This is a genomic window from Amycolatopsis sp. Hca4, assembly GCF_013364075.1.
Lineage (GTDB): Bacteria > Actinomycetota > Actinomycetes > Mycobacteriales > Pseudonocardiaceae > Amycolatopsis.
Map to the genome: position 1 here is coordinate 6,451,292 of NZ_CP054925.1, position 26,079 is coordinate 6,477,370.

The following is a 26,079-nucleotide window of genomic DNA, read 5'->3' on the forward strand; positions in this document are numbered from 1 at the left end:
CCCGCCGGTCAGAACCAGCCGCAGTTGACCGGCGCGGGGAGACCGGCGAACCGGCCTTCGAGCCAGGCGAACGCCTCCGGGAACGCCCGCACCGCGGCGAGCACGTGCGTCGGGATCAGCGTCGTGCTGAACTGCACCTTCACGCCCTTGCCGCACCACGTCCGGCCCAGGTCGCGGTCCTGCGCGTAGGGCACGATGTCGTCGAGCGCGCTGTGCACGATCAGCACCGGCGCCGTCGGCTTCAGCGACCCGATCCGCTGCTCGGCCACCCGCGACGCGTACGGCTCCTCGCCGAGGAACCCGGTCACCGGCCGCCCGTCGGCGGTCAGCGTCTCCGAGCGCGTGAACGCGTGCGCGGCGACCGCCTCCACCGTGCACTCCGTCCGGACCTGCTCGAACAGCTGCTTTCCGCGGGCGTTGAGCAGGCCCGGGATGTTCAGCTCCGGGTAGGCGTAGTTCATGCTCACCATCGCGAACGCCAGGAACCCGAACGCGTAGTGCCCGTCGAGGTTCTTGGCCACTTCGGCGAGGTTCGCCGGCACCGCGCCCGCGTACGCACCCTTCAGGTCGAGTTCGGGTGCGTAGCTCGGCTGCAGCTCCGCCGCCGCGGCCGAGGCGCCGCCGCCCTGGGAGTAGCCCGCGATCGCGACCGGGCCGTCGTCCGGGAGGCCCGCCTCCGGCAGCCGCTGCGCCGCGCGGATGGCGTCGAGCACGGCGTGGCCTTCCGACGCCCGGTTGACGTACGTGTGGTCCCCGGGCGTGCCGAGCCCCTCGTAGTCGGTGACGACGACGCCGTAACCCCTGGTCAGCAGCCCGGCGATGAACGGGCCCTCGTACTCGAACCCGGCAGCAAGCGCTTTCGAGGGCGCGCAGTCGTCGCCCTCGCCCTGGGTGCCGACGGCGTAGGAGACGATCGGGCGGACCCCGGCGCCGTGCCACGCCGACCTCGGCGTCAGCACCGTGCCGGTGACGGCGATCGGCGAGCCGTGCGTGTCGGTGCTGCGGTACATGATCCGCTGCACGTTCGCGTCGGCCTTGATCAGCTGGATCGGATCGATGTAGAACGTCGAGGCCTCGTGCCGGATGACATCGCCGTTGCGGCCCGCCGGCAGGGGTGACGGCGGGTCGTAGAAGGACGCGGCGGAGGCCTGGGGCGGGCCGAGCGTCGCCAGAGCCAGTGCGGAAACCGTGGCGACGGCCGCGGACAGGGCGCGGCGGGGGAAGATACGCATGCTTGCTCCTCGTTGAGCAGGTCGAGTGCGCGGGGAACACCTTTTTAGACAGAGGTGTCGGAAAAAGAGTCACGTGAGGTGGACCACATGTCAAGCCCGGCCCCGCGCGGGCGACCGCGCAAGCTCCCGCTTCCGGAGCAGCGCGCCCGGGTCGTGCAGGCGACCGCCCGGGTCGTCGCGCAGCACGGGATGCAGGGCGCGACCATCGAGCAGATCGCGCGGGAAGCCGGCGTCTCGCGCCAGGCCGTCTACGAGCAGTTCGGCGACCGCGCGACCCTGTTCGCCGAGGTCGTGGCGGAAACCGAAGAGAAGGCTTTCACGGCCATCGCGGGGCCGTCGGTGGCCGACACCCAGCCCGGCCTGCGGGCCTGGGCGCGGGCCAACTACGCGAACATGGTCACCTACGTCGCCGACCACCCCGAGGGCTACGGCGTGCTCCGTGCGGCCGAGCGCGCGGGCGACCCCGCTCTCACCCGGTTGAGGGAGAGGCTGGCCGTCGTCTACGCCGAAGCCAGCCGCAAGCGGTGGGCCGCGCACGGCATCGACTCCGGCCGCGCGGACCGCGCGCTGGTCACGCTCTTCTTCGCGATGACCGAGTCACTGGTCCAGGCCACCTGGGACGGCGAGCCGCCGGACCAGGACGCCCTGATCGACCTGCTCACCGAATTCACCGTGGGCGGCGTCGCCCGCCTGCAGACCAAGGCGAGCGACGTCATCGACCGGTTGCGGTAGCTAAGCCGCCGCCAACGCTGCCGCGGCCGACCCCACCACCCGGTTGCGCCCGCCGTGTTTGGCCGCGTACACGGCCGCGTCGGCGGACGCCATCACCTCCTCGATGGACGAGCCGTCGAGCGGGTAGGCGGCGACGCCGATGGACGCCGTCTGCCGTTGGATGTCGACGGCCGCGCCCTCGTTGGTCGTGGTGCTGATGATCAGTTCACTGACTCGTTGCCGGATCCGTTCCGCGGTCACGATCGCGTCCTCTTTGGACGTCGACGGCAGCAGCGCGACGAACTCCTCGCCGCCGAACCGGCCGACCAGGTCGTGCGCCCTCGTCTCCTGCTTGACCACGGCGGCGACCGCCTTGAGCACGTCGTCCCCCGCGAGGTGCCCGTAGGTGTCGTTGATCCGCTTGAAGTGGTCGAGGTCGATCATCATGGCGCCGAAGCTGCCGTTCTCCCGCTCCGCGCGCGAAATCTCGCGCAGGGCGCCGTCCTGCCAGGTGGTGGCGTTGAGCAGCTGCGTCTTCTGGTCCGTGGTGGCCAGCTCCTCCAGCCGCTTGATCAGCACGGACCGCTGCAGCACGTACAGCGGCAGGATGACCAGCACGGACAGCAGCGGCTCTTCGTTGAGCACCATCACCAGCAGGGCGCCGACGCACAACGTGGACAGCTCGAGCAGGTTGTCGTCCATGTTGCCGAGGCAGGACACCGGCGTGGCGTTCTTCGGGTCGGCCAGGTAGAGGCCGAGGCCGGTGAGCGCGGTGTTGACCGTGAAGAAGGCCAGCGCCGCGAGCGTCACCGTCGCGACCCCGCTGCCGATCGTCATGTGACCGACGACACCCGCGGAGAAGGCCGACAAGATCATCGTGGTCGCGTTCGCGGCCACGCGGTGAAATTCACCCGGACGGGTGCCGGACCAACTACGGAACGCCAAGTAGACGTACAGGACGCCGCCGAGCGCGGCGATCAGCTGGGCCGGAAGCAGCAGGCCGGCGGGCAGCAGCCACACCGAAGTCATCGAGATGTCGGGCCCGTTGCTGAGGATTCGGCGCTGTCGCTCGAGCCGCCTGCTGACCTCCGTCTGCGCCACCGCCAGGGCTGTGAGCAGCAGAAACGTGCCCAGTTGGGCGACAGTGACCGGCACGGTCAACAGCGAAACGGCCGTCCAGCTCAGCATGACCGTGATGGCGGTCAGCGTCGCGATGATCCAGTCGCGGGGGCGGGTCCACAGTGCCCACCCCTGTACGCGAGAAATCAAGTCTTGGCCGCGCTGTTCCCCCGATGTGACCATTTTTCCCCCAGACCCTTGCGTGGTTGTACGGTGACAAAGTACTCACGGACAGTTTCAGACCGTTCGCCTGCTGTCCACAAGGGCTTTCGGTGTGTACTTTTTCTTTGACACCGGAACGAGAGGTGGCCAGCGATGCGCGGCAAAGAACAGTGACCGCACAGCGCACCGCAAGGTCGCGCAGGTCGAGCCCACGCGCGGGGCATGTCATGCATGTTCGGCGCGTGCGGCTTCTTTGTCGATCCATCGATCCGGCTCGCCCGACAGCGCCCGGGCCCACAGCACCGCCAGCGGCAGGGTGAGGACGATCCCGGCCAGGCCGAAGATCCCGACCGTCCCGTGCGGGGTCAGCTGATCCGCGAGCACCCCGCCGATGAGCGGGCTGATGCCCATCATCGTGGTCAGGCCGGTGTTGGACAGGCCCATCACCTGCGCCCGCTGCTCGTCGGGCACGGCCAGGGTCAGTGACGCGGTCGCCTGCAGCAGGCAGACCGTCCCCAGGCCGCCCGAGACGATGAACAACACGATCGACGAGATCGGGCCGGGGTTCAGGAAGCACAGCACCAGCGGCACCGCGCACAGCGCCGACAACGGGCCGATCAGCTTCGGCCGTAGCCGGGCGGGCACCCAGCGCGTGTAGACGAAGGTCGCGATGACGCTGCCGATCGGATCGGCCGCGAGCAGCAGGCCGATCGCTTCGGGGCCGCCGCCCGCCGCCGAGACGTACGGCGCGGCGATGCCCTCGTAGACCGGCAGCAGACCCATCAGCCAGGTGAACAGCACCAGCGTCCGCAGCGGCCCGCTGGCGAACGCCGTCCGGCCGCCGCCGCCGAGGGTCGCGAAGAAGGACTTGCGCTGCTCGCCGCTGGCCGCGGCCGGCCGGGCGCGGACGCCGAAGCGGACGAAGACGGCCGACAGCACGAAGGTGGCCGCGTCGATGATCAGCGCGACGTGCGGGTCGAGGGCGATCAGCAGGGCCCCGCCGCCGGCGAAGCCGAGCAGCTGGGCGCTCTGCACGGTCATGCTCCGGATGCCCATCCCGACGACGAACCGGTCGCCCTCCAGCACCTGCGGCAGCAGGGCCAGCTGGGACGCCTTGAACGGCGGGTTGACCAGGGAGACGCCGCCGACCAGCACGCACATCAGCCAGAACGGCATGCCGGGCAGGGCGACCAGCAGGATCAGGGCGGCCCGCAGCAGGTCGACGAGCACCATCACGCTGCGGCGCGGGAAGCGGTCGGCGAAGCCGGTCAGGAAGATGCCGCCGAGCAGCGACGGCGCGTACGTCAGCGCGTAGGTGAGGCCGGTGAGCGTCGCGGAGTTCGTCCCGGTGAACACGAGGATGGACAGCGCGACCCTGGCCAGCTGGTCGCCGGCGATCGAGAGCAGTTCGCCGAACCACAGCGCCCGGAACTCGGCGATCCCGAACACCTCGCGGAACGTGACGCGATCCGGCGGTGCTGCCATGCGTTTTCTCCCGACCTCTTGTGCATACCGTGCCCGGCACCATGACCACTGGTGACGACACGACCAGCCGGTCATGAGGCAGTCACGGTACGTGAGTTACCTCAGCCAGTGTCCCGTGACTGTTGGTAAATCTCTAGGTTCTTTCGCCGGTATCGAAGGTGTCACGGAGCTTTCCCGAACGGGTCAGACGATAGCCCGCAGTGTCTGACCGATGGCTCAGGAGTCACCAAAGGATCATTCCGTACCCGTTGGTCGGTCGCCAGAGGCAAAAGTAGCCACCTCGCGTGCGCGAGGTGGCTACCGGGGAAACGCGAGGTCAGCCGTCGACGGCCAAGGCGTCCTCCGCGGGCGCCCGGACGGCCTCCGCGGCACGGCGGGCGTCGCGCTTGGCGACCTCTTCGCGGACGATCGGGATGACGTACCGGCCGAAGTCGATCGTGTCGCCGAGCATGTCGTAACCGCGGGCGGAGAGGATCTCCACGCCGAGGTCGTAGTAGTCGAGCAGGGCCTGCGCGACCGTCTCCGGCGTCCCGACCAGCGCGTTCGAGTTGCCGGCGCCGCCGGTCGCGGCCGCGGTCGGCGTCCACAGCGCGCGGTCGAACCGCTCGCCGCTCGCCGCGATCTCCAGCAGCCGCTGCGAGCCGGTGTTCTCGGGTTCGGTGAGCTTGTGCCGCCGGGTCAGCGGCTGCCCACCCTTGGTGCGGTCCTTGATCGCCCCGACCGTGGCGTACGCCTTCTCCCAGGCCAGCTCCTCGGTCGGCGCGATGATGGGCCGGAAGGCGACCTGGATCCGCGGCACGTCGGTGCGGCCGGCGGCCGCCGCGGCGGCTTTGACCGACTCGATCTGCTCGGCGGTCTGCGCCAGCGGCTCACCCCAGAGGCAGTAGATGTCCGCTTCGGCGCCCCCGGCGGCGTACGCGGCGGGCGACGAGCCGCCGAAGGAGACGTTCGGCCGCGGCTGCTGCACGGGCTTGACGTCGCTGACGTAGTCGGCGAAGCGGTAGTACTCGCCTTCGAAGTCGAAGGGCTCGTCCGAGGTCCAGGCCTTCTTGATGATCTGGATGGCCTCGCGGGTACGCCCGTAGCGCTGGTCCTTCGTCAGGTAGTCGCCTTCGCGCTGCTGCTCGTGGTCGTTGCCCCCGGTGATGAAGTGCACGGTCAGCCGGCCGTCGGAGATCTGGTCCAGCGTGGCGAACGTTTTCGCGGCGAACGTCGGGTACGAGACGTTCGCGCGGTGGGCGAGCAGGATCTGCAGCTTGTCGAGCTTCGTGGCGACGTACGCGGCCGCCTGCGCGGGGTCGGGCGAGCCCGAGCCGTAGGCGAACAGCACCCGGTCCCACCCGAAGTCCTCGTGCGCGCGGGCCAGGCGCAGCGTGTACTCCTTGTCGAACACCCCGCCGGAGCGCGCGTGCGTCTCCGCACCGTCGTGCGTGCCCCCGATGCCCAGGAACTCCACCGGCATGCCGCCCACCTTCTTTCGCCTCGGTACCCCCACGGCTACGCCTGTCTCGAGGGGGGCGGCAACGACGTCCGCAGGGTGGAATCAGCGCCGGTGCGCCTCGATCACCTCGATCGACGCGCGCACCTGCTCGAACGTCGGTGGCGCCGCCCGGTTGAACACCACGGTCAGGGACCGGCGCGGGATGACCACGAACTCGACGTCGACCCCGGCCGCCTCCGCGGCGGCCTCGACGACGTCCCGCCAGTGCCCGGGGTCGATCCCGTCCGGATCGGCCCATTCGTGGGCGAAGATCGCCCAGTTCCCCTGCAAGAGGGTGCCGACCACGTCCTGCGCGGTGGGGACGCGGTGCGGCGAGCCGAGCTCATCGGCCACGTATTCGCTGGTGGAAGCGGTGGATCGAGGCCCGGGCGCCTGGGTGGACGAAGGTCAAGTGAGCTCCTTTCACCGGAGTGCCCCAGGACTTCGGAGCCGCGCGCGGGGTGGATGGGTTCCGCTCTGTGGGAAGCGGCTCCGGCGCCGGAACCCCGGCGTAGCTTCGGAAGGGTGACCGACCTCCCGCCGTTCACCTTGGCCGTCGTGGGCGCCGGACCCCGCGGGGTCGGCGTTCTCGAACGGCTGGGCGCGAACGCGGGCGAGCTGGCCGGTGGCCGCCGGGTCGAGGTGCACCTGATCGACCCGTTCCCGCCGGGGCCCGGCCGGGTGTGGCGGTACGACCAGTCGCCGCTGCTGCGGATGAACTCCATGCCCGAGGACGTCACGATGTTCACCGACGACTCGGTGAAGATGGCAGGCCCGGTGCGGCCGGGGCCGTCGCTGCTGGAATGGGCGCGGCAGGTGCGCGGCGGGGGGCTCGACGCCGAGGTGCCGCCCGACGTCGTCGCCGAGCTGACCGCGCTCGACGCCTTCGACTTCCCCACCCGGCGGCTGCAGAGCGCCTACCTGACCTGGGTGTACCGGAAGGTCGTCGCGGACCTGCCCGAAGGCGTCGACGTCGTCGAGCACGCGGCCCGCGCGACCGGCGTCGACGGCCGGACCGTCCACCTGTCGGACGGCTCGGCGGTCGTGGCGGACGCCGTCGTCTTCACCGTCGGTCACCTCGACGCCGAACCCGACGAGCGGGAGCGCGAGCTGGTGGCGTTCGCCGCGCGGCACGGGCTGGCCTACTACCCGGCCGGCTACACCGCCGACGTCGACTACGCGGGCGTCGAACCGGGCGAGACCGTGCTGGTGCGCGGGTTCGGGCTGGCGTTCGTCGACCTGATGCTGCTGCTGACCGAGGGCCGCGGCGGCCGGTTCGAGGACCTCCCGTGCGGCGGCCTCCGCTACCACCCGAGCGGCGCCGAGCCGGTGCTGCACGTCGGCTCCCGGCGCGGGGTGCCCTACCACGCGAAGATCAGCTACCGGCTGCGCGGGAAACCGTTGCGGCTGCCCAGGTTCTTCGACGCCTACGCCATCGACGCGCTGCCCGGGGACGTGCTCGACTTCCGGGCCGACGTCTGGCCGCTGATCGCGAAGGAACTGGCCTGGGGCTACTACAGCGAGCTGTTCACCGCGCACCCCGGCCGCGTGCGGATGGACTTCGCCGTGTTCGCCGACGCCTTCGCCGATCTGGCCTGGGATGCGCCCGCCATGCGGGAGCTCATCGCGCGGGCGGTGCCCGCCGAGGCCGACCGGCTCGACCTCGACCGGCTGGACCGGCCGATGGCGGACCGCACCTTCGGCACCGCGGAGGAGTTCGGCAAGGAACTGCGCAAGTACGTCGAGGCCGACCTGGCGCGCCGGGCGGACCAGGAGTTCAGCGCCGACCTGGGTGCCTTCATGGCGCTGCTGTCGGTGTACGGCCAGCTGCCCCTGCTGGTCCAAAGAGGACGATTAGGGGCCGGCTCGCAGGTGTCCGACATGGACGGCTGGTTCCACGGGTTCTTCTCCTACTACGCCAGCGGTCCGCCGCCGCGGCGCCTGGAGGAGCTGCTGGCCCTGCACGAAGCGGGGATCGTTTCCTTCGCGGGCGCGGAAATGCGGGTGACGGCGGAGCGCGGCGTCTTCGTCGCGTCCTCGGCGAGCCACCCGGAGACGGTCGAGGCCCGCACGCTGATCGAGGCGCGGCTGCCGGGCCCGAGCGTGACCCGCGCGGCCGACGGCCTGCTCCGGCAGCTGCGCGACGCCGGCGAGCTCGCGGAGGAGTCGGTGGTGGACCCGGTGACGGGTGGTTCCCTGCCGTCGGGCCGCATCCACACGCGCGTTTCGGACTCCCGGCTGCTCGACGGCACCGGAAGCGCGCACCCGCACCGCTTCGCGGTGGGCCCCCACACGAGCGCCCGCTCGGCGGCGGCGTTCACCCGGCCGCGGACGAACGCCCTGTCCTTCCGCCAGAACGACGCCGTGGCCCGCGAAATCCTGGCGCTGGTCAGCCCGCCCAGCTGACGAGCTCGCCGAGGACGACCTCGGGCGCGGGCAGGCCGGCGATCTCGGCCGCGATGCCCTGGGCGATCTGCCGCGCGGCCGGGTCGTCGAGCAGTTCGCGGGCCGCCGCCTCGATCGCGGGGATCCGGACGGCGTCGCCGGCCAGTGCCTTCGCCGCGCCGAGCGCCGACAGCGTGTCCGCGTTGGCGAACTGGTCCGCGCCCTGCGGCAGGATCAGCTGCGGCAGGCCGGCGGCGAGCGCGCCGAGCACCGTCCCGGTGCCGCCGTGGTGCACCACCAGTCCCGCGTGTTCCAGCACCGACGCCTGCGGCACGAAACCGGCGACCCGTACGTTCTCCGGCACCGGGCCCAGCGCCGCGGGATCGCCCGGGCCGACCGCCACCAGCACGTCCACCGGCAGCCGCGACAGGGCGGCGATCGCTCCGCGCAGCACCTGGGTCGCGCCGAAGACGACCGTGCCCAGGGTCAGGTACGCGAAGCCGTCTTCCGGGAGCGGGGGCAGCGGGACCGCAGCGTTGTATTGCGTCGGGCGCATCCGGAAGACCTTCGGCACGGCCGCCGTTCCCGGGTCGCGGACGCTGTCGGGCCAGACGTCGACGCAGGCGTCGCCGAGCATCGCGTCGGCAGGCAGCGTGTCCCAAAGCGGGGCCAGCCGCTCGGCCGCGACGGACAGGACCTCCGGCGACACCGACCGGCCGATCACCTGCGAGACCGCCGGGATGCCCGCCTGCTGCGCCAGTGCACCGGTGCCGACGTCGCTCTGCTCGTAGACCACCAGATCCGGCCGCAGTCCGGGCAGCAGCGGGCGCAGGTCTGCGATCGTCGCCCGCGGCAGCAGTTCGGCGAACATCGTGATGCCGACGTCGAGGAAACCGGCGTCCGCGCCGTGGCGCCGCTGGGCCTCGGCCTCCGCGTCGCGGATGGAGATGCCGACGCGGTGGACTTCGAAACCGAGCTCACGCACCTTCGGCACGAACTCCTCGCCGGTGCCGAAGACGACCTCGTGCCCCGCCGCGCGGGCCGCGTTCGCCAGTGGGAGCAGGGGAAAGAGGTGGCCGTACGCCGGGCGGCACGTGAAGAGGATCCGCACCGCCCGAGCGTACCGGTGTCAGCAGCGGTTGAGCATGTCCGTGAGGGCGGACTTCTCGGCGGAGTTGATCGTCAGCTTGAACTTGTACTTCACCGCGACCCACATCTTCGCGTAGGTGCACCAGTAGCTGACCAGCGGCGGCTTCCACGCGTCGGGCGACTTGTCGCCCTTCTCCTGGTTCACGTTGTCCGTCACGGCGATCAGCTGCGGGTCGGTGAGGTCGTTCGCGTACGCCTGGCGCTGCGCGGTCGTCCACGACGACGCGCCGGTGCGCCACGCGTCCGCCAGCGGCACGACGTGGTCGATGTCCACATCGGACGCCGCGGTCCAGGTCGCGCCGTCGTACGGGCTGAACCACTTGCCGGAGGTCGCGGCGCAGCTGGAGTCGGTCACCACGTTCGTGCCGTCGCGCTTGAGCACCACTTCACGCGTGTTGCAGCTGTTGCCCTGGTCGATCCAGTGCGGGAACTTGTCGCGGCTGTAGCCGGTCTGCGAGCCGTCGGCCTTGACGGTCAGTGCCGCGAGCTCCGACTTGGCCGTGGTGGCCGACGGGATGCCCGGCGGCGTCGCGTCCGCGACGCCGGCCAGGGTGCCGGACAGCACCGCGGTGACGGCGAGGATGGTGAACGAGTGACGAACAGCACGCCTGGTTGGCATCTTGCTGGCCTCCGCGTCAGGAGTGGGGACAGCTCACCCTGCGACACGGGAGTAGCGGGTACAACACGTATAGGTGACGTGTTGCTGTCCGTCAGACGGCGCCCCGGACCAGCCGCAGGTCCTCGGTGTGCCGGTACCAGGTCCACTTGTTCACCGCGCGCTCGAAGACGACGTCGTCGCGCACCGGCCGGGTCGGGATGCAGCCGATCTGGAACGCCCGCGAGTACAGCGTCGACGGCCGCTTGAAGATCGTGCCCTTCACCACGCGGACGGCCAGGCCGGGCCCGCCTGGGTCCGGCGTCACCTCGATCGAGGTGGCCGGCCCGCGCAACGCCACCTGCTCGTCGGCGTAGGCCACCCCGCGGACCATCCGCAGCTGCCCGCGCCCGACGAGCACGCCGCCGACGTCGTCGCGGATCAGCGGCACCGGGTCGACCTCGCCGCGCAGGGCCAGCGCGAGCGCCCGCAGCGGCGTTTTCGGCAGGTCCCACAGGGCGCCGACCACCGAGTCCGGCGACGACGGCACGAACCCGACCGACACGCCGGAGATCGCGTCCTTCCGGAGCAGCCGCAGCACCACCGCGGCGAGGTCGGCGTCCGTCCCCGACACCACCAGGTGATCGTGTTCGCCCAGCAAGGGGTCGATTTCCGCCTTGCCGGGACGGCTCGGCACGCGGATCGACTCGACGTCGTCGACCTCTTCGAAGCCGGCGGCGTCCTCGCCACAAGCCACCACGATTCCGCGCACCCGCACGTCCTCCGTTACAGTCATGCACCGGCATTTCCTCAGCGCCACCGGTGTCCGTCCGGGACACTAAACCTCAGTCGTCGAACACCTGGAGTGTCACATGCCGGCCATCGTGCTCATCGGTGCCCAATGGGGAGACGAAGGCAAGGGCAAGGCCACCGACCTGATGGGTGACCGCGTCCAGTGGGTCGTCCGCTACCAGGGTGGCAACAACGCCGGTCACACGGTCGTCCTGCCGAACGGCGAGAACTTCGCCCTGCACCTCATCCCTTCGGGCATCCTGACGCCGGGCGTGACGAACGTCATCGGCAACGGCGTCGTGGTCGACCCGGGTGTGCTGCTGGAAGAGCTGTCCGGCCTCGAAGCGCGGGACGTCGACACGTCCAAGCTGCTGATCTCGGCCGACGCGCACCTGATCATGCCGTACCACGTGGCCATCGACAAAGTCACCGAGCGGTACCTCGGCAGCCGCAAGATCGGCACCACCGGCCGCGGCATCGGACCGTGCTACCAGGACAAGATCGCCCGCGTCGGCGTCCGCGTGCAGGACCTGCTCGACGAGAAGATCTTCCGCCAGAAGGTCGAAGCCGCGCTGGAGTTCAAGAACCAGGTGCTGGTGAAGGTCTACAACCGCAAGGCGCTCGACGCCGACCAGGTCGCCGACGAGGTGCTGGCCGCGGGCGAGAAGTTCGCGCACCGCATCGCCGACACGCGGCTGCAGCTGAACCAGGCCCTCGAGCGCGGCGAAACCGTGCTGCTGGAGGGGTCGCAGGGCACCCTGCTCGACGTCGACCACGGCACCTACCCGTTCGTGACGTCCTCGAACCCGACGTCCGGTGGCGCGAGCGCCGGCTCGGGCATCGGGCCGGGCCGCATCACGACGGTGCTCGGCATCCTCAAGGCCTACACCACGCGCGTCGGCTCCGGCCCGTTCCCGACCGAGCTGCACGACGAGTCCGGCGAGTACCTGCGCAAGCAGGGCGGCGAGTTCGGCGTGACGACCGGCCGCTCGCGGCGCACCGGCTGGTTCGACGCGGTGATCGCGCGGTACGCGGTGCGCGTCAACGGCATCACCGACTACTTCCTCACGAAGCTGGACGTGCTGTCCGGCCTGGAGAAGGTTCCCGTGTGCGTCGGCTACGAAGTCGACGGATTCCGCACGCCGGACATGCCGATGACGCAGACCGACGTGCACCACGCGATCCCGATCTACGAAGAGCACCCGGGCTGGTTCGAGGACATCTCGGCGTGCCGCACGTTCGAGGAGCTCCCGGCGAACGCCCGCGCGTACGTCGAGCGCCTGGAAGAGCTGTCAGGCGCCCGGATCTCGGCGATCGGCGTGGGCCCGGGCCGCGAGCAGACGATCGTCCGCCATCAGTTCGTCTAAGTCAGCTTGGTGCTGACGGGCGTTTCGTTCCGGAACAGGTCGAGCACCGGGCAGTGCTCGTCGACCTCGCGCTTGAGGTCTTCGTAGCGCTCCCGGCTCGCCGGGCCCTCGAGTTCCACGGACACGCGCACGTCCCCGAAGCCGGGGCGGGTGTTGAAGGAAAAGCCGAAGAAGCCGTGCAGATCGAGGTCGCCGTCGACGGTGACCTTGATCGAGTCGATCGGGATCCCGCGCTTCGCCGCCCAGAACTGGTACGTGATCACCTGGCACGACCCGAGGGCGGCCAGCGCGTACTCGACGGGGTTGGCGGCCTGGTCGGTCCCGCCGAGCGCGGCCGGCTCGTCGACGGTGAAGGCGTGGTCGCGCACCTTGACTTCGACTTCGGTCCGGGTGCCCGGCTTGAGGGTGTTGGCCACGCTGAAGGAGACGGCGGCGTTGTGCGGATCGGCGTCGACGGCCTTGCGGGTGCCTTCGATGACTTCGGTCAGCGACATGGGGCTCTCCTGAAGATCGCGATTTTCGTTTCAGGGTGGGGGATTTTCCCGCCGTCCGCTCGGGTTCCCAGGTCCTGGGAGCACCGCTGTCCCGCGATGCGGAAGCGCTTGCCCGGCGGCGCGGCAGGCGATAGCCGGGTCACGCTTCCGCGGCGACGGCGGCAAGTCCGTGGTAGCCGTGGGCTTTCGCCAGCTGCAGGGCGGCTCCGAGGTAGTGGCCGGCCTGCTCGTGCGCACCGGCCGCCCGGTGGGCGCGCCCGATGGTGATGAGCGCTTCGCACTCGTCGAACCGGAGGCCCGTCCGGCGAGCGAGGCGCAGAGCGTGGTGGCCGCTGAGCAGGGCGCGCTCGTGGTGCCCGCCGGCGAGCCTGCTCAGCGCGAGTGCGGCGTGCCCGGCGATCTCGACACCGGGGTCGCCGAGGCCGCGCCCGGTCTCGAGGGCTTCCTCCGCGAAGCGGGCGGCCCGCTCCGCGTCGCCGGTGCCGGCGTGGATCCTGCTGAGCACCGCGAACGCGCAGGCCTCGGTCCACCGGTCGTTCGCGCGCCCGGCCAGTTCCGCGGCTTCTTCGGCGACGGGCAACGCCGTTTCGTAGTCGGCGGCGCGGGCCCGCACGCCGGCGAGCAGGACCAGGTCGTCCGCGCACCGCGCGTCGGCGGCGAGCGAGGTGTGGACCGCGGTCGCCTCCGCCAGCCTGCCGCGGTGTTCGTGGAGCACCGCGATGTTCCGGCGGCAGACCGCGTTCCGCGTCGGACCGAACTCGGCCGCCTCGGCGAACAGCAGGCTCGCCCGGTCGAGGTCGCCGGTGAAGAGGTGGAGGGTGGCCAGGTTCTCCAGCACGCTGACCACGCCCCGCCGGAACCCGAATTCGCGGTAGCGGGCCAGAGCGGCGCGGAAGTGGGTGACGGCGGGCTCGAAGTCGTAGCGCAGTGCGCAGGTGACGGCGAGGTTGTTGTGCGCGGCCGCCCGCACGTCGGCTTCGCCGGTGGCGTCCGCCGCGGCGAGGCCGATCCGGGCCAGTTCCGGGCCTTCCACGAGCCACGTCGTCATGCAGTGCCCGCGCAGCGTGTCGACGAGCTGCCAGGCCTGGCTGTGGAAGCCGTGCGCGTGGGCGTGCCGGATCGCGGCGACGAGGTTGGGGACTTCGTCGTCGAGCCACGTCCGCGCGGCTTCCTCGCTGTCGAACCCGCACCCCGGCTGCGGTGCGGACTGCCGCAGGACGTCCGGGTACAGCAGTTCGGCGGCCGCGCCGGTGTGGGCGAGGTAGTGGCCGAGCAGGGCGCGCGTCGCCGTGTCGCGCTCTTCGCCGGAGCACTCGACGTCCGCGCGTTCGGCGGCGTACCGGCGGAGGAGCTCGTGCAGGCGGTAGCGGCCCGGCGCGTGCTCCTGGACGAGGTGGGCCAGCGCGAGCCGTTCGAGGTGGCGGGCCGCCGTCGCGGCCGGGTCGCCGGTCAGCGCGGTGACCGCGGCCGGTGTCGCGTCCGGACCGGGCACCAGGCCGAGCAGCCGGAACGTCCGGCGCGCGGCGGGGTCGAGCGCGGCGTAGGAGAGGTCGTAGGCGCCCCGGACCGCGCTGGTCTCGCCGTCGGTCGTCAGGCCGTCCAGCACCCCTTGGGCGCGCAGGTCGGCGAGGTGGTCGGCCACCCGGCGGCCGGCCCGGTGCCGGAGCTGGGCGCCGGTGATGCGCAGGGCGATGGGCAGCCGCGCGCACGTCTCGGCCAGTTCGGCGGTGGCCGCCGGTTCGCCGTCCACCCGGCCGGGGCCGATCGCGGCCGCGAGCACGGCCACCGCGTCGGCCGCGTCGAGGACGTCCAGCGTGACGCGCCAGGCGCCGTCGAGCGCGACCAGGCCGTCGAGCCGGTTGCGGCTGGTCACCAGGACCACGCAGTGCGGTGCCGCGGGCAGCAGCGGCCGGACCTGGGCGGGATCGAGCGCGTCGTCGAGCACGCAGAGCACCGCCCGGTCCGCCAGCACGGACCGGTACAGCGCCGCGGCTTCGTCGACGTCGCCGGGGATCTGCCGCGCCGGGACGCCCAGCGCCCGCAGGAACCGCCCGAGCACCGGGCCCGGCGAGGCCGAGCGGCGGAGGTCGGCGTACAGCTGCCCGTCGGGGAAGCGGTCGCGGACGCGGTGCGCCCACTGCGTCGCGAGGTCCGATTTGCCGACCCCGGCGGTACCCGTGACGACACCGAGGCGCGGGCCGTCGCCCCCGGGCAGCAGCCGGTCGAGGGCCAGCAGTTCGGTGCGCCGCCCGCGAAAACCCGCTGCGGCGCGGGGAAGCAGTGCGGGACGCAGCGGCGAAGGGGCGGAGACGGCCTGGTGCCGCAACACGGCCAGCTGGGCCTCGCGCAGGTCAGGACCCGGTTCGGCCCCCAGTTCGCCTGCCAGCCTGCTGGTGATCGTGTCGTAGGCGTCGAGCGCGGCGGCGGGCTGGCCGGCGGCGGCCAGCGCGAGCACCAGCAGGGCCCAGAGCCGTTCGTGCAGCGGGTGGCCGGCCACGAGCACGCGCAGTTCGGCGGCCACGTCCGCGCACGCACCCAGGTTGAGCCGCGCGCGGCAGTGGTGTTCGACGGCGGCGAGCCGGGCTTCGAGCAGCCGCTGTGCCTCGGCATCGACCGCGGTGGTCGGAGCGAGGTTGCCCAGCGGATGTCCCCGCCACAGCGCCAGTGCGCGCCCGAGCGTCTCCGCGGCGGCCTCGTCGTCGCCGGCCAGCAGCGCCCGGTGCCCGGCCGCGGCGAGGCGCTCGAACCGCTCGGCGTCGAGTTCGCCCGGCCGGACTTCGAGCAGGTAGCCACCGGCCCTGGCGTGGATGCGCCGGGCACCGCCGTCCAGGGTGGCGAGCTGCCGGCGCAGCTGGGCGACGTGGGTACGCAGGTTCGCGGCCGCGGACGGCGGAGCCGTTTCACCCCAGATCACCTCGACCAGCCGGTGCGGGGCCACCACCACGCCGGGCGCGAGCAGGAGGGCGGCGAGCAGCGCGCGCTGCCGTTGCGAGGCCAGCTGCAGGTACCCGGTGCCCGACCGGACCTCGACCGGGCCGAGGAGCAGGAACTCCACGGCATCCTTCCCGTGAGCGCGGCGTCTCCCTCCGATGTTCGCCGGATGTGCCGATCCTGTACAGCGTCCCTGCGACTGTCGGTAGGGCCGGGAGGCGCGTACGGCGGGGCGAGGGGGGTCGCCGTGCGCGCCGCCGGTCCCAGCCACTGGGAAGCCGGAAACCGGTGGCGGCCCTCGCTAGCTTGGGATCATGACCATCGGAGCCGCGCTGCCTGCCGGGGACACGGACTCGGCGCCGAACCTCGTCGACGAGCTCGTCGCCCAGACCCGCCAGGCCGCCGGGGCCGGGCTGAAGTCGGTCTGGTTCTCCCAGCTGCCGCTGGGCCAGGACGCCATCGCGATCGCCGCGCTGGCCGGGCGGGAAGTGCCGGGGATCGAGGTCGGCACCTCCGTCGTGCCCACCTACCCGCGCCACCCGCTGCTGGTCGCGAGCGCCGCGCTGACCGCCCAGGCCGCCACCGGTGGCCGGTTCACGCTCGGGATCGGCCTGGGCTCCCAGGGCTTCCTCGGCCCGGTCTACGGGCTCGACTACCCGCCGCCGATCCGCCACCTGCGCGAGTACCTGGCCGTGCTCCGGCAGGCCTTCGCCGGGGAAGCCGTCGACTTCGACGGGGAGACCGTGCGGGCCCACTCGCCCGGGCCGTCCACAGTGGCCGGTGGGAACGACGTCCCGGTCGTCGTCGCCGCGATGGGGCCGCAGGCGCTGGCCGTCACGGGGGAACTGGCCGACGGCACCCTCCCGTACCTCGCCGGCCCGAGAGCGCTTTCCGAGCGGATCGTCCCGGCCCTGCCCGCCGGCAAGCGGATCATCGCCGCGGTTCCCGCCGTCGTCACCGACGATCCCGACGCCGTCCGCGCGCTCGCCGCCGAGCAGATGGCCTTCTACGGGCAGATCCCGTCGTACCGGAAGATCCTGGACGCGGAAGGCGCCGACCACCCCGTGGAGCTCGCCCTGATCGGCGACGAAAAGACCGTGGCGCAGGGGATCCGGCGTTACTACGACGCCGGCGCCACCGACGTCGTGCTGACCCAGACCGGGATCCGCTCCTCCGAAGAGCGGCTCCGGACGTGGGCGGCGCTCAGCTCATCCGGTTCGTGAGCATCGCGGTCACCGACATCTCCTCCAGGTCCAGCTCGCGCAGCACCTTCCGCAGCACCTCGTCGTCGAGCCGGCCCGCGCGGTTCTCCTCGATCATCGCCTTGCGCTGGGTGATCAGCAGTTCCCGGCGGGCCTTCGCGAACTGGGTCTGCGGGCTGCCGGCGCGGTCTTCACCGGACAGCGTGATCGCGGCCTTGGCGAAGCGGTAACGCGTGTCGATCAGCCGCTGGAGCCGCTCCTTGAGCCGGTCCACCTTCTCCTGCGGCAGGTCCAGCGAAGCCAGCCGCTCGTGGCCGATCTCGCGCAGCCGTTCCTGCGCCGCCTTCTTCGCGACTTCGCGCGCGGCGAGTTCTTCCGCTTCGTCCCGCGAGGCTTCCTCGGGGTCTTCCACCTTGAGCGCCCGGATCAGCAGGGGCAGCGTCAGCCCCTGGACGAGGACCGTGCCGATGGCCACGGTGAAGGCGAAGAGCTGGATCTCCTCGCGGCCCGGCGTGCCCGCCGGGACGCCGGCCGCGGCGGCGAGGGTCACCACGCCGCGCATGCCGGTCCACGACACCACCGCCAGCGTCCGCCACGACGGTGCTTCGCGGTCGCGGCCGAACAGCCGGACCGTCTGCGGCAGGTAGGCGGAGACGAACACCGCCGGGATCCGGACCAGCATCGTCACCGCCAGCACGGCCACGGCGACCAGGACCAGCGTGCCGTTGTCGCGGGCCGCGTGCTGCGCCCCTTCGAGCACGAACGGCAGCTGCAGCCCCATCAGCGCGAACACCAGCGCCTCCAGCAGGACGTCGATCGACGCCCACACCGATCTGTCCTGCATGCGGGTCGCCGGGGACGCGTACAGCGCGCGGTGGCCCAGCAGCAGGCCCGCCGCGACGACGGCGAGCACGCCGGAGCCGCTGAAGTCGTCGCTGAAGGGGTGCAGGTGCTCGGCGGTGACGTACGCGGCGAACGGCACGATGATCCCGAACGCCGACTCCACCAGCGGGTCGTCGAGCTGCCGCCGGATCAGCACCACGAGCGCGCCGATGGCCAGGCCGACGCCGATGCCGAGCACGGTCGCGACGCCGAACACCGCGAAGCCGTGGCCTGCCGAGCCCGCGGTGCCCGCCACGGCGGCCAGCGCGACCTTGTACAGCGTCAGCGCCGCGGCGTCGTTGACCAGGCTTTCCCCGGTCAGCACGGTCATCACCCGCCGGGGCAGGCCGAGCTTGCGGCCGATCGCCACCGCCGTCACCGCGTCCGGTGGCGCCACGACCGCGCCGAGGACCAGCGCCGACGCGAACGGCACGTCCGGCAGCAAGAGGTGCACGAGCAGGGCGACGACCACCGCGGTCACCGCGACCAGCACCACGCCGAGCGCGACGATCGGCCGCAGCGCCCGCTTGAAGTGCGTCAGCGAGCTTTCGAGCGACGTCGAGTAGAGCAGCGGCGGCAGCACGACGGTGAGCACCAGTTCGGGCTCCAGCTCGAACCGCGGCACGCCGGGGATCAGCGCGACGCCGAGCGCGACGACCACGACCAGCAACGGCGCGGACAGGTTGTAGCGCCGGGCGACCGCGGTCAGCGCCAGCGAGCCCGCGAGCACGCCCATCAGCGTCAGGATTTCCACCTCGGGGATCTTTCCGCAGGTCGTGCGGCCCTGCTCGGCTTCCGGGGAGTGGAAGTGCGATGGAAACTGTCGGGGGTGCTGTGCATACTCGTTCGCAATCCGCACACGTGTGCGGAGGACGTGCACCGACGCACCTCCGGAGGTTTCCGATGTCCACTGGCACCCGCTCCTGGGTCGTGCCCCTGGCCTGGACGGCCGTCCTGCTCGACGGGTTCGACCTGGTCGTTCTCGGCACCGTGCTGCCGGTGCTGCTCCGCGGCCACGTCTGGGGCCTGACCCCGGCGACGGCGTCGGTCGTGTCGACCGTCGGGCTCGCCGGGATGATGCTGGGCGGGCTGGCGATCGGCACGGTCACCGACGTCATCGGCCGCCGCAAGTCCCTGATCATCTCGGTGACGCTGTTCTCGCTGTGCACGCTGCTGTGCGCGTTCGCGCCGTCGACGTTCGTCTTCGGGCTGCTGCGGTTCGTCGCCGGCCTGGGCCTCGGCGGCTGCCTGCCGACGGCGATCACGCTGGTCACCGAGTACGCACGGCAGGGGAAGTCGGGCAGCGCGACCACCACGGTGATGACCGGCTACCACGTCGGCGCGGTGCTGACCGCGCTGCTGGGCATCGTGCTGATCACCCCGCTGGGCTGGCGCGCGATGTTCGTCGCCGGTGCGCTGCCCGCGCTGGTGCTGGTCCCGCTGATGCTGAAGTACCTGCCGGAATCCGAGACGTTCCAGCGGGTTCGCGAGACGGAGCGGTCGGCGGGGCACGCGGTGGCCGGCCTGTTCCGCGGCGGCCTGCTGCGCGCGACGATCGCCTTCTGGGTCACCTCGTTCATGGGCCTGCTGCTGGTCTACGGCCTGAACACGTGGCTGCCGGAGATCATGCGCCAGGCCGGGTACCCGCTGGGTGCGGCGCTCAGCCTGCTGCTGACGCTCAACGTCGGGGGCATCGTGGGCCTGCTGGTCGCGGGCCGGGTCGCCGACCGCGTCGGCATCCGCCCGTCGGCGATCGTGTGGTTCTGCGCGGGCGCGGTGTTCCTCGCCCTGCTGAGCGTGAAGCTGCCGGCGGTCGGGCTGTACGCGGCGGTGTTCCTGACCGGCTGTTTCGTGTTCAGCGCCCAGGTGCTGGTGTACGCGTACATCGGCCGCATCTACCCGGACGCGATCCGCGCAACCGGCCTCGGCTGGTCGGCGGGCATCGGCCGCATCGGCGCGATCTCCGGCCCGATCCTCGGCGGCGCGCTCCTGACGGCGGGCATCGCGTACCCGTGGGGCTTCTACGCGTTCGCGGCGGTGGGCGCACTGGGAGCGGCGGCCGTGACGGTGGTCCGCCCCGGCCACCGCAGCCCAGCGGAAACGCCTTCGCCGGCCGTCGAATCCCGGCCCGCGACCACTTGAGCGCCGGGGTGGGAGTCTTCCGCGCGGGGAAGGCTCCCACCCCCGGCGTCAGCCGAGTTCCTTCAGTTCCTGCTCCACCGCGGCCAGTTCCTCCGCGGACCCCTGGACCTTCGGCCCGGTGAACCACTTCCGGGCCGAAGCCACCCACCACAGGGCGGCCCCGCCCAGTACCACGAGGAAGGCGATCGGCGTGTAGTTGAACGAATCCACCGTCACCGGCGAGACCTGCGGCAGCATGAACAGGAAGAAGATCAGCACCACCCAGATCGTCGCGATGATGCCGACCGGCTTGCCCCACTTGCCGAGCGACCACGGGCCGGGCTCGAACGAGTCGCCGCGGCGCACCCGCAGGAACACCGGGATCACGTACGCCACGTACAGCCCGACCACGGCGATCGACGTCACCGCGGCGTAGGCCGTGGCGCTCCACAGGTACGGCAGGGCCAGCACCAGCGCGCCGCCCGCGGCGAGCCACACCGCGTTGGTCGGCGTCTGCGTGCGCTTGTTGATCCGGTGCCAGAAGCCCGAGCCCGGGATCGCGCCGTCGCGGGCGAAGGCGTAGATCATCCGCGAGTTCGCCGTCACCGACGCCATGCCGCAGAACAGCTGGGCGCCGATGCAGATCAGCAGGAGGAACTTGCCGGTCACCGCGCCGGTCGCGTCGATGAAGATCTGCGCGGGCGGGACGCCGGTCGCCGAGCCGACCGCGCCGTCGTAGTCCTGGATCGCGAACGTCAGGCCGATCAGCAGGATCCAGCCCGCGACGAGCGAGACGACGATCGACATGACGATGCCGCGCGGCCCGGCCGTCGCCGCGCTCTTCGTCTCCTCGGTCATGTGCGCGGAAGCGTCGTAACCGGTCAAGGTGTACTGCGCGACCAGCAGTCCGAGCGCGAAGACGTAGAACGCCGAGCCCCAGCCGGTCTGGTTGACGAAGCTGCCGAAGACGAACGACGCGTCCTGGTGCTTGGCCGGCACGAAGACCAGCACGCCGACGATCACCAGCACGCCGATCAGGTGCCACCACACGCTGACGTTGTTGAGGATCGCCACGATCCGGACGCCGAAGGTGTTCAGCAGGCCGTGCACCACGAGGATGATCGCGAGCAGCAGGATCGTGTGCCCCGGCGTCGCGGCGTAACCCCACTGCAGGTCGAGGAACGCGTTGAGGAACAGGGCCGCGCCGAAGTCGATGCCCGCGGTGACCGCGATCTGCCCGATCAGGTTGAACCAGCCGGTGAACCACGACCACGCGGGCCCGGACCGCCCGGGCGCGAGCTTGGCGGCCCAGTAGTACAGCCCGCCGGCGGTCGGGTAGCTGGAGCAGACCTCGGCCATGCCGAGCCCGACCAGGATGACGAACACCCCGACCAGCGGCCAGCCCCAGATCATCGCGGCCGGGCCGCCGGTCTTCATGCCGAAGCCGTAGAGCGTGAGGCAGCCGGAGAGGATCGAGATGATCGTGAAGGAGACGGCGAAGTTCGAGAACGCCGACATCGTCCGTTTGAGCTCTTGCGCGTACCCGAGCTGGTGCAGGCGGGCGCTGTCTTCGTCGGCGTGGTCGGGAGTGGTCTGCTGGTCGGAAACATCCATCGGGCACCTCTTGAAAGGTATGCGGCCAGACCATTGAATTCGCCGAAGGTAGCCCCGGTGCCGGAGGGTGTCAAGCCTTCGTCAAGAACTCGTCCAGCCATCGCAGCAGGGGCCCGCCACCTCGGTGATCGTTCGAGATCAAGGTTGCGGTGACGCCCGATGACGGCTCGTGCGTGCTCCGGAACGAGACGCCGTGGTCGCCGCCCGCCAGCCGGACCACGCCGGGCCGGGGCAGCCAGAAGCCGAGGCCGTAGCGCTCCCCGCGCTGCAGCCGTTCGACCCACCGCCGCGGCACGATCCGGCCGTCGAACAGGGCGGCCCAGAACTTCCGGAAGTCCGGCGCGGTGCTGTAGATGCCGCCGTCGCCGTGGCCGACCACCGGCAGGCCGAACACGTTGGTGCGGCCGTCTTCGAGGTACCCGGTCGCCGTCCGGGCGGGCAGGGCGTCCGAGCGGAGGAACTCCGTGTCGGTCATCCCGGCCGGCTCGGTGACGCGGGTCCGCACGAGGTCGGCGAAAGGTATGCCCGCGATCCGTTCGGCGATCAAGCCGAGGACGACGAAGGCACCGTTGTTGTAGTGGAAGCGTTCCCCGGGCGGGAACCGCTGCGGGAACCCGCCGAGCGCGGCGAGGTAGTCCGCCGACGTGACAAGCCACGGCGGGTGCTCGGGCGGGTTGTCGTCGTCGCAGTAGTCGCCGATACCGGAGGTGTGCGTCAGCAGGTGCTCGACCGTCACGCGGTCGTCGATCAGCGGCAGGTCTTCGCCCAGGAAGTCCCGCGCTCTCGTCGACAGCTCGAGGCGTCCCTCGGCGATCAGGCCGATGACGACCAGCGCGGTGAAACCCTTGGTACCGCTGGCGATCGCGAACCGCGTGTCGACCGTGTTCTCGATGCGGTGGGCGCGGTGCGCGTACCCGGACGCCTCGGCGAGCAGCGTCTCGTCGCCGCGGGTGACCAGCACGACACCGGAAAAGGGCGCTTCCACGGACTCAGCGTCCCCGGAAGCGCCCCCGGCGGCCAGCGATTAACGGCCCAGGAACGCGTGCAGCGACTCCAGGGCGGTGTCCGGCTGGTCGGCGAAGAAGCCGTCGACACCGGCGTTGAGGAACGCGGCCTCCTCGGTGAAGACGTCACCGAAGGCGTCCGGGGCGGCCGACGACCGCAGGTTCGCGGGCAGGAACGGGTTCTCGTTCCGGAAGGTGTACGGCTGCACCTTCAGGCCCGCCTTGTGCGCGTCCGCGACGAGAGCGGTCGGCGTGCCGAGGTTGTCGTTCTTGTCCCGCGGGATGACCTGCGCCTTGTCCGGCCCGAGGTACTTCGCGTACTTCGCGACCTCGCGCAGCCCTTGCGGCGTGACGAGGTCGGCGTAGGTCCGCTTGTCGCCGTTCGCGACGAAGTCCGCCGGGGCACCGGAGGCCGAGGTCAGCTGCAGCAGCGGCGTCCGGAGCTGCTTGTGCAGCGCGATCAGGTTCGACACCTCGAACGACTGGATGATCGCGGGCGCGTCCGGCCGGTCGAGGCCGTTGCGCTTGAGGATCGCCACCAGCTTCGGCTCGGTCGGGTTGCCGATGGACTGGAAGAAGGTCGAGTGCTTGACCTCGGGGTAGGTGCCGAGCGTCCGGTGCAGCTCGCGGCCGAGCCGCCGGGTCAGGTCGAGCACCTCCTGGTAGGAGGCGATCTGGTAGCGGCCGTTGTACAGCGTGTTGTGCGGCCGGTTCTGCGGAATGCGTTCGACCGCACGCAGCGTCTTCAGCTCGGCGAGCGTGAAGTCCTGCGTGAACCACCCGGTGGTGGAGACCCCATCGAGCACGACGGTCTTCTTCCGATTGGCGAACTCGGGGTGCTTCGCAACATCGGTGGTGCCGCCGATCTCGGGTTCGTGCCGCGCGACGAGCTGGCCGTCCTTGGTGGGCACGAGATCGACATCGACCCAGTCGACGCCCATCCGGAAGGCGAGCTCATAGGAGGCGAGCGTGTGCTCCGGCCGGTACCCGGGCGCGCCGCGGTGTCCGATGATCACGGGGTCATGGTGGCCCCGCCCCCGCGCGGCGGCATCGGCGGACCCCCCGCTGGTATCGGACACCGCCGCGGCGGTCGCGGAGCCGGCCGCAAAACCGGTGACGCTCAGCAACACCAACCCGGCCAGAGCGAGCAGACCGACACGTTTGCGCTTCATCTGGTGACCTCTTTTCACACAGGGTGTGCCCTGACTACTCGCGCCACCCTCGATGCCGCAAGCATCCGAAGTACGTACCTGAACGGTCGGGGCGGTAAACGCCGCATGGACTCCTGTTCGCCGGGTCGCGACGCGCGGCAAGCCCGGCTCCCGGCGCGGTGGCGCACGAGGGCGGGTGGTGGGCGAAGACCGGTAGAACCAGGGCTGGTGGCGGCTGAAGCGGGCGGCGAACCACGGCCGAAGTGAGGCGGCGAACCACGGCTGACGAAGACCCAAAGCCGGCCAAGTCCGATGGCGGCCCAAGACAGGCCGGTGGGCTGCAGTCGCCGGGAACCCGCCGCGCGCGCGACCCGCCCTCCCTGGGGGCTGCCCCCGCTTCCAGCGTATCGGCGGGGGCGGACAAAAACTCCGGCTCACCGACCCCGAAGGCCGAGCTGTCCACACCCCCGGCGACTTGTGGATCGCCGCCTCCGGAGGCCTCCGGATCGCGGCGACCGGAGCCATCGCCGGGCAGTGATCCCACTGCGCGGCCGGGCCCGCGTGGGGAACCCGCATCTCGCGACCCGGCCCGCGCACCACCGCCTACCGCCCCGCCCGAACCGGCGAATGAGCTCAGGGCCCGCCTGCCACCCGGTCCGATCGCCAGCACGCACCTGCCTGCCGCCTCGCTCGAACCGGCGAATGAGCTCAGGGCCCGCCTACCACCCGGTCCAATCGCCAGCACGCACCACCAGCCCACCGCCCCGCCCGAAAACCGGCGAATGACCTCACCGACCACCTGAACCCTCACCGCCACCCCGCCTCACCCCCACCCCCCACCGACGGCGCGATATCCCCCGCCAACCCGGCCGGATACGCTGTGCGGCGTGCGCGTACTGGTAATCGGCTCCGGCGCCCGGGAGCATGCACTCGTCCTCGCGGCGTCCGGCGACCCCGCCGTCACCGCCCTGGCCTGTGCGCCCGGCAATGCCGGGACGGCCGCCGTTGCCGAGCAGCTCGGTGTTGATGCCGCCGATCCCGATGCCGTTGCCGGGCTCGCGAAGAGCTGGCAGGCCGATCTCGTCGTCGTCGGGCCCGAGGTGCCGCTCGTCGCCGGGGTTGCCGATGCCGTTCGCAAGGCCGGCATCGCCTGCTTCGGCCCGTCGGCCGCGGCCGCCCGCATCGAGGGCTCGAAGGCCTTCGCGAAGGACGTCATGGCCGCCGCGAACGTGCCCACCGCGCGCAGCGAGGTCGTCGACAACCCCGCCCGGCTCGATGCCGCGCTCGCCCGGTTCGGCCCCACCTGGGTGGTCAAGGACGACGGGCTGGCCGCCGGCAAGGGCGTCGTCGTCACGCCGGACATCGACGTCGCGCGCAAGCACGCCATCATGCTGCTCGACGGCGGCCACCCGGTCCTCCTGGAGTCCTTTTTGGATGGACCGGAGGCCTCGCTGTTCTGCTTCGTCGACGGCAGCACCGTCGTCCCGCTGCTGCCCGCGCAGGACTTCAAGCGCGTCGGCGACGGCGACGCCGGCCCGAACACCGGCGGCATGGGCGCATACGCCCCGCTGCCGTGGGCCCCGGAAAACCTGGTCGACGAGCTGGTCGAGCGGGTCGTCCAGCCGGTCGCCGACGAGCTGGTCGACCGCGGTGCCCCCTTCTCCGGCCTGCTCTACGCCGGCCTCGCGCTGACCTCGGAAGGCCCGCAGGTCATCGAGTTCAACTGCCGCTTCGGCGACCCGGAGACGCAGGTCGTGCTGGCCCTGCTGCGCACCCCGATCGCCGGGCTGATGCACGCCACCGCCACCGGCAAGCTCGCCGAGCACCCGCCGCTGGAGTGGTCCGGCGGCGCCGCGGTCACCGTCGTGATCGCCGCCGACGGCTACCCGGGCAAGCCGCGCACCGGTGACGTCATCACCGGGGCCGAGCTGGAAGGCGTCCTGCACGCCGGCACCCGCCGCCGCGACGACGGCGCCGTCGTCTCCTCCGGCGGCCGCGTGCTGTCGGTCGTCGGCACCGGCAAGACCCTCAAGTCGGCGCGCAAGCACGCCTACGAGACCGTCGAGAAGGTCCACCTCGCGGGCTCCCACCACCGCACGGACATCGCGCTGAAGGCGGCGAACGGCGAGGTCGGCGCCCCGCCCGCGAAACAGCGCGCCTGATTACACGGATCGGGGGAACCGGCCGGGCACACTCTTCGTCC

20 protein-coding genes are annotated in these 26,079 nt (G+C 71.6%); 6 read left to right on the top strand and 14 right to left on the bottom strand.

Annotated features, from left to right (window positions below; all coding sequences use genetic code 11):
- Positions 1 to 8: 8 nt before the first annotated feature.
- Positions 9 to 1,232 (bottom strand): lipase family protein, encoded by a 1,224-nt coding sequence (locus HUT10_RS28840; RefSeq protein ID WP_176174070.1) that lies wholly within the window; start codon positions 1,230 to 1,232, stop codon positions 9 to 11.
- 87 nt (positions 1,233 to 1,319) lie between these two features.
- On the opposite strand from HUT10_RS28840, the gene HUT10_RS28845 reads away from it, so the two are divergent.
- A complete protein-coding gene (locus tag HUT10_RS28845; protein ID WP_176174071.1) occupies positions 1,320 to 1,964 on the top strand; it encodes a TetR/AcrR family transcriptional regulator in 645 nt (214 codons plus the stop codon).
- Here the strand turns inward: HUT10_RS28845 and HUT10_RS28850 are convergent, their stop codons facing one another.
- The 4 genes from HUT10_RS28850 to HUT10_RS28865 all read right to left on the bottom strand — a co-directional run bounded on the left by HUT10_RS28850 (position 1,965) and on the right by HUT10_RS28865 (position 6,543).
- Positions 1,965 to 3,128 carry a GGDEF domain-containing protein gene (locus HUT10_RS28850; RefSeq protein WP_217709782.1) on the bottom strand — a complete coding sequence of 388 codons (1,164 nt, stop codon included), beginning with the start codon at positions 3,126 to 3,128 and terminating at the stop codon, positions 1,965 to 1,967.
- A gap of 321 nt (positions 3,129 to 3,449) precedes the next feature.
- Positions 3,450 to 4,709 carry an MFS transporter gene (locus tag HUT10_RS28855; RefSeq protein ID WP_176174073.1) on the bottom strand — a complete coding sequence of 420 codons (1,260 nt, stop codon included), beginning with the start codon at positions 4,707 to 4,709 and terminating at the stop codon, positions 3,450 to 3,452.
- A 316-nt stretch (positions 4,710 to 5,025) separates the two neighbouring features.
- Positions 5,026 to 6,171 carry an LLM class flavin-dependent oxidoreductase gene (locus HUT10_RS28860; RefSeq protein WP_176174074.1) on the bottom strand — a complete coding sequence of 382 codons (1,146 nt, stop codon included), beginning with the start codon at positions 6,169 to 6,171 and terminating at the stop codon, positions 5,026 to 5,028.
- Between the two features lie 81 nt (positions 6,172 to 6,252).
- Positions 6,253 to 6,543 carry a hypothetical protein gene (locus HUT10_RS28865; RefSeq protein WP_176174075.1) on the bottom strand — a complete coding sequence of 97 codons (291 nt, stop codon included), beginning with the start codon at positions 6,541 to 6,543 and terminating at the stop codon, positions 6,253 to 6,255.
- Between the two features lie 171 nt (positions 6,544 to 6,714).
- Between HUT10_RS28865 and HUT10_RS28870 the strand changes: the two genes are divergently transcribed.
- Positions 6,715 to 8,595: an FAD/NAD(P)-binding domain-containing protein gene (locus HUT10_RS28870; RefSeq protein WP_176174076.1), complete on the top strand. Its 1,881-nt coding sequence runs from the start codon at positions 6,715 to 6,717 to the stop codon at positions 8,593 to 8,595.
- Here HUT10_RS28870 and HUT10_RS28875 read toward each other — a convergent pair.
- From HUT10_RS28875 to HUT10_RS28885, 3 genes are all read right to left on the bottom strand, one after another.
- Positions 8,579 to 9,685 (bottom strand): glycosyltransferase, encoded by a 1,107-nt coding sequence (locus HUT10_RS28875; RefSeq protein ID WP_176174077.1) that lies wholly within the window; start codon positions 9,683 to 9,685, stop codon positions 8,579 to 8,581. The two genes, HUT10_RS28870 and HUT10_RS28875, sit on opposite strands and share 17 nt — an antisense overlap.
- Before the next feature lie 18 nt (positions 9,686 to 9,703).
- Positions 9,704 to 10,342 (bottom strand): HNH endonuclease family protein, encoded by a 639-nt coding sequence (locus HUT10_RS28880; protein WP_176174078.1) that lies wholly within the window; start codon positions 10,340 to 10,342, stop codon positions 9,704 to 9,706.
- A 91-nt stretch (positions 10,343 to 10,433) separates the two neighbouring features.
- The gene (locus tag HUT10_RS28885) at positions 10,434 to 11,078 is read right to left on the bottom strand and encodes a hypothetical protein (protein ID WP_176178064.1); all 645 of its coding nucleotides are present in this window, start codon (positions 11,076 to 11,078) and stop codon (positions 10,434 to 10,436) included.
- A gap of 112 nt (positions 11,079 to 11,190) precedes the next feature.
- Here HUT10_RS28885 and HUT10_RS28890 point away from each other — a divergent pair, with 112 nt between their 5' ends.
- Positions 11,191 to 12,477, top strand: a complete 1,287-nt coding sequence (locus HUT10_RS28890; RefSeq protein ID WP_176174079.1) for an adenylosuccinate synthase — start codon at positions 11,191 to 11,193, stop codon at positions 12,475 to 12,477.
- Here HUT10_RS28890 and HUT10_RS28895 read toward each other — a convergent pair.
- On the bottom strand, positions 12,474 to 12,971 hold the full coding sequence (locus HUT10_RS28895; protein ID WP_176174080.1) for an OsmC family protein: 498 nt from the start codon (positions 12,969 to 12,971) through the stop codon (positions 12,474 to 12,476). The genes HUT10_RS28890 and HUT10_RS28895 overlap by 4 nt on opposite strands.
- Positions 12,972 to 13,110: 139 nt before the next feature.
- Entirely contained in the window at positions 13,111 to 16,026 is a 2,916-nt protein-coding gene (locus HUT10_RS28900) for a BTAD domain-containing putative transcriptional regulator (RefSeq protein ID WP_176174081.1), read from the bottom strand.
- Between the two features lie 190 nt (positions 16,027 to 16,216).
- On the opposite strand from HUT10_RS28900, the gene HUT10_RS28905 reads away from it, so the two are divergent.
- Positions 16,217 to 17,125: a TIGR03564 family F420-dependent LLM class oxidoreductase gene (locus HUT10_RS28905; RefSeq protein ID WP_176174082.1), complete on the top strand. Its 909-nt coding sequence runs from the start codon at positions 16,217 to 16,219 to the stop codon at positions 17,123 to 17,125.
- Here HUT10_RS28905 and HUT10_RS28910 read toward each other — a convergent pair.
- Complete coding sequence (locus tag HUT10_RS28910; protein WP_176174083.1) at positions 17,106 to 18,740, bottom strand: Na+/H+ antiporter; 1,635 nt, start codon at positions 18,738 to 18,740, stop codon at positions 17,106 to 17,108. The genes HUT10_RS28905 and HUT10_RS28910 overlap by 20 nt on opposite strands.
- 149 nt (positions 18,741 to 18,889) lie before the next feature.
- On the opposite strand from HUT10_RS28910, the gene HUT10_RS28915 reads away from it, so the two are divergent.
- Positions 18,890 to 20,128, top strand: a complete 1,239-nt coding sequence (locus HUT10_RS28915) for an aromatic acid/H+ symport family MFS transporter (protein WP_176174084.1) — start codon at positions 18,890 to 18,892, stop codon at positions 20,126 to 20,128.
- A 48-nt stretch (positions 20,129 to 20,176) separates the two neighbouring features.
- Here the strand turns inward: HUT10_RS28915 and HUT10_RS28920 are convergent, their stop codons facing one another.
- The 3 genes from HUT10_RS28920 to HUT10_RS28930 form a co-directional block, all read right to left on the bottom strand.
- Positions 20,177 to 21,721 (bottom strand): amino acid permease, encoded by a 1,545-nt coding sequence (locus HUT10_RS28920; protein WP_176174085.1) that lies wholly within the window; start codon positions 21,719 to 21,721, stop codon positions 20,177 to 20,179.
- A gap of 70 nt (positions 21,722 to 21,791) precedes the next feature.
- Positions 21,792 to 22,706: a serine hydrolase gene (locus HUT10_RS28925; protein ID WP_217709651.1), complete on the bottom strand. Its 915-nt coding sequence runs from the start codon at positions 22,704 to 22,706 to the stop codon at positions 21,792 to 21,794.
- 39 nt (positions 22,707 to 22,745) lie between these two features.
- Positions 22,746 to 23,897 (bottom strand): glycerophosphodiester phosphodiesterase, encoded by a 1,152-nt coding sequence (locus tag HUT10_RS28930; protein WP_176174086.1) that lies wholly within the window; start codon positions 23,895 to 23,897, stop codon positions 22,746 to 22,748.
- 866 nt (positions 23,898 to 24,763) lie between these two features.
- Between HUT10_RS28930 and purD the strand changes: the two genes are divergently transcribed.
- Complete coding sequence (gene purD / locus HUT10_RS28935; protein ID WP_176174087.1) at positions 24,764 to 26,038, top strand: phosphoribosylamine--glycine ligase; 1,275 nt, start codon at positions 24,764 to 24,766, stop codon at positions 26,036 to 26,038.
- The last annotated feature ends 41 nt before the right edge of the window (positions 26,039 to 26,079 follow it).

Bases quoted from the DNA above. Each gene is read 5' to 3' on its own strand.
- HUT10_RS28855 (WP_176174073.1), bottom strand. From the start codon at position 4,709: ATGGCAGCACCGCCGGATCGCGTCACGTTCCGCGAGGTGTTCGGGATC.
- HUT10_RS28845 (WP_176174071.1), top strand. From the start codon at position 1,320: ATGTCAAGCCCGGCCCCGCGCGGGCGACCGCGCAAGCTCCCGCTTCCG.
- HUT10_RS28880 (WP_176174078.1), bottom strand. From the start codon at position 10,342: ATGCCAACCAGGCGTGCTGTTCGTCACTCGTTCACCATCCTCGCCGTC.
- HUT10_RS28895 (WP_176174080.1), bottom strand. From the start codon at position 12,971: ATGTCGCTGACCGAAGTCATCGAAGGCACCCGCAAGGCCGTCGACGCC.
- HUT10_RS28930 (WP_176174086.1), bottom strand. From the start codon at position 23,897: ATGAAGCGCAAACGTGTCGGTCTGCTCGCTCTGGCCGGGTTGGTGTTG.
- HUT10_RS28860 (WP_176174074.1), bottom strand. From the start codon at position 6,171: ATGCCGGTGGAGTTCCTGGGCATCGGGGGCACGCACGACGGTGCGGAG.
- HUT10_RS28915 (WP_176174084.1), top strand. From the start codon at position 18,890: ATGTCCACTGGCACCCGCTCCTGGGTCGTGCCCCTGGCCTGGACGGCC.
- HUT10_RS28905 (WP_176174082.1), top strand. From the start codon at position 16,217: ATGACCATCGGAGCCGCGCTGCCTGCCGGGGACACGGACTCGGCGCCG.
- HUT10_RS28920 (WP_176174085.1), bottom strand. From the start codon at position 21,721: ATGGATGTTTCCGACCAGCAGACCACTCCCGACCACGCCGACGAAGAC.
- HUT10_RS28840 (WP_176174070.1), bottom strand. From the start codon at position 1,232: ATGCGTATCTTCCCCCGCCGCGCCCTGTCCGCGGCCGTCGCCACGGTT.
- HUT10_RS28890 (WP_176174079.1), top strand. From the start codon at position 11,191: ATGCCGGCCATCGTGCTCATCGGTGCCCAATGGGGAGACGAAGGCAAG.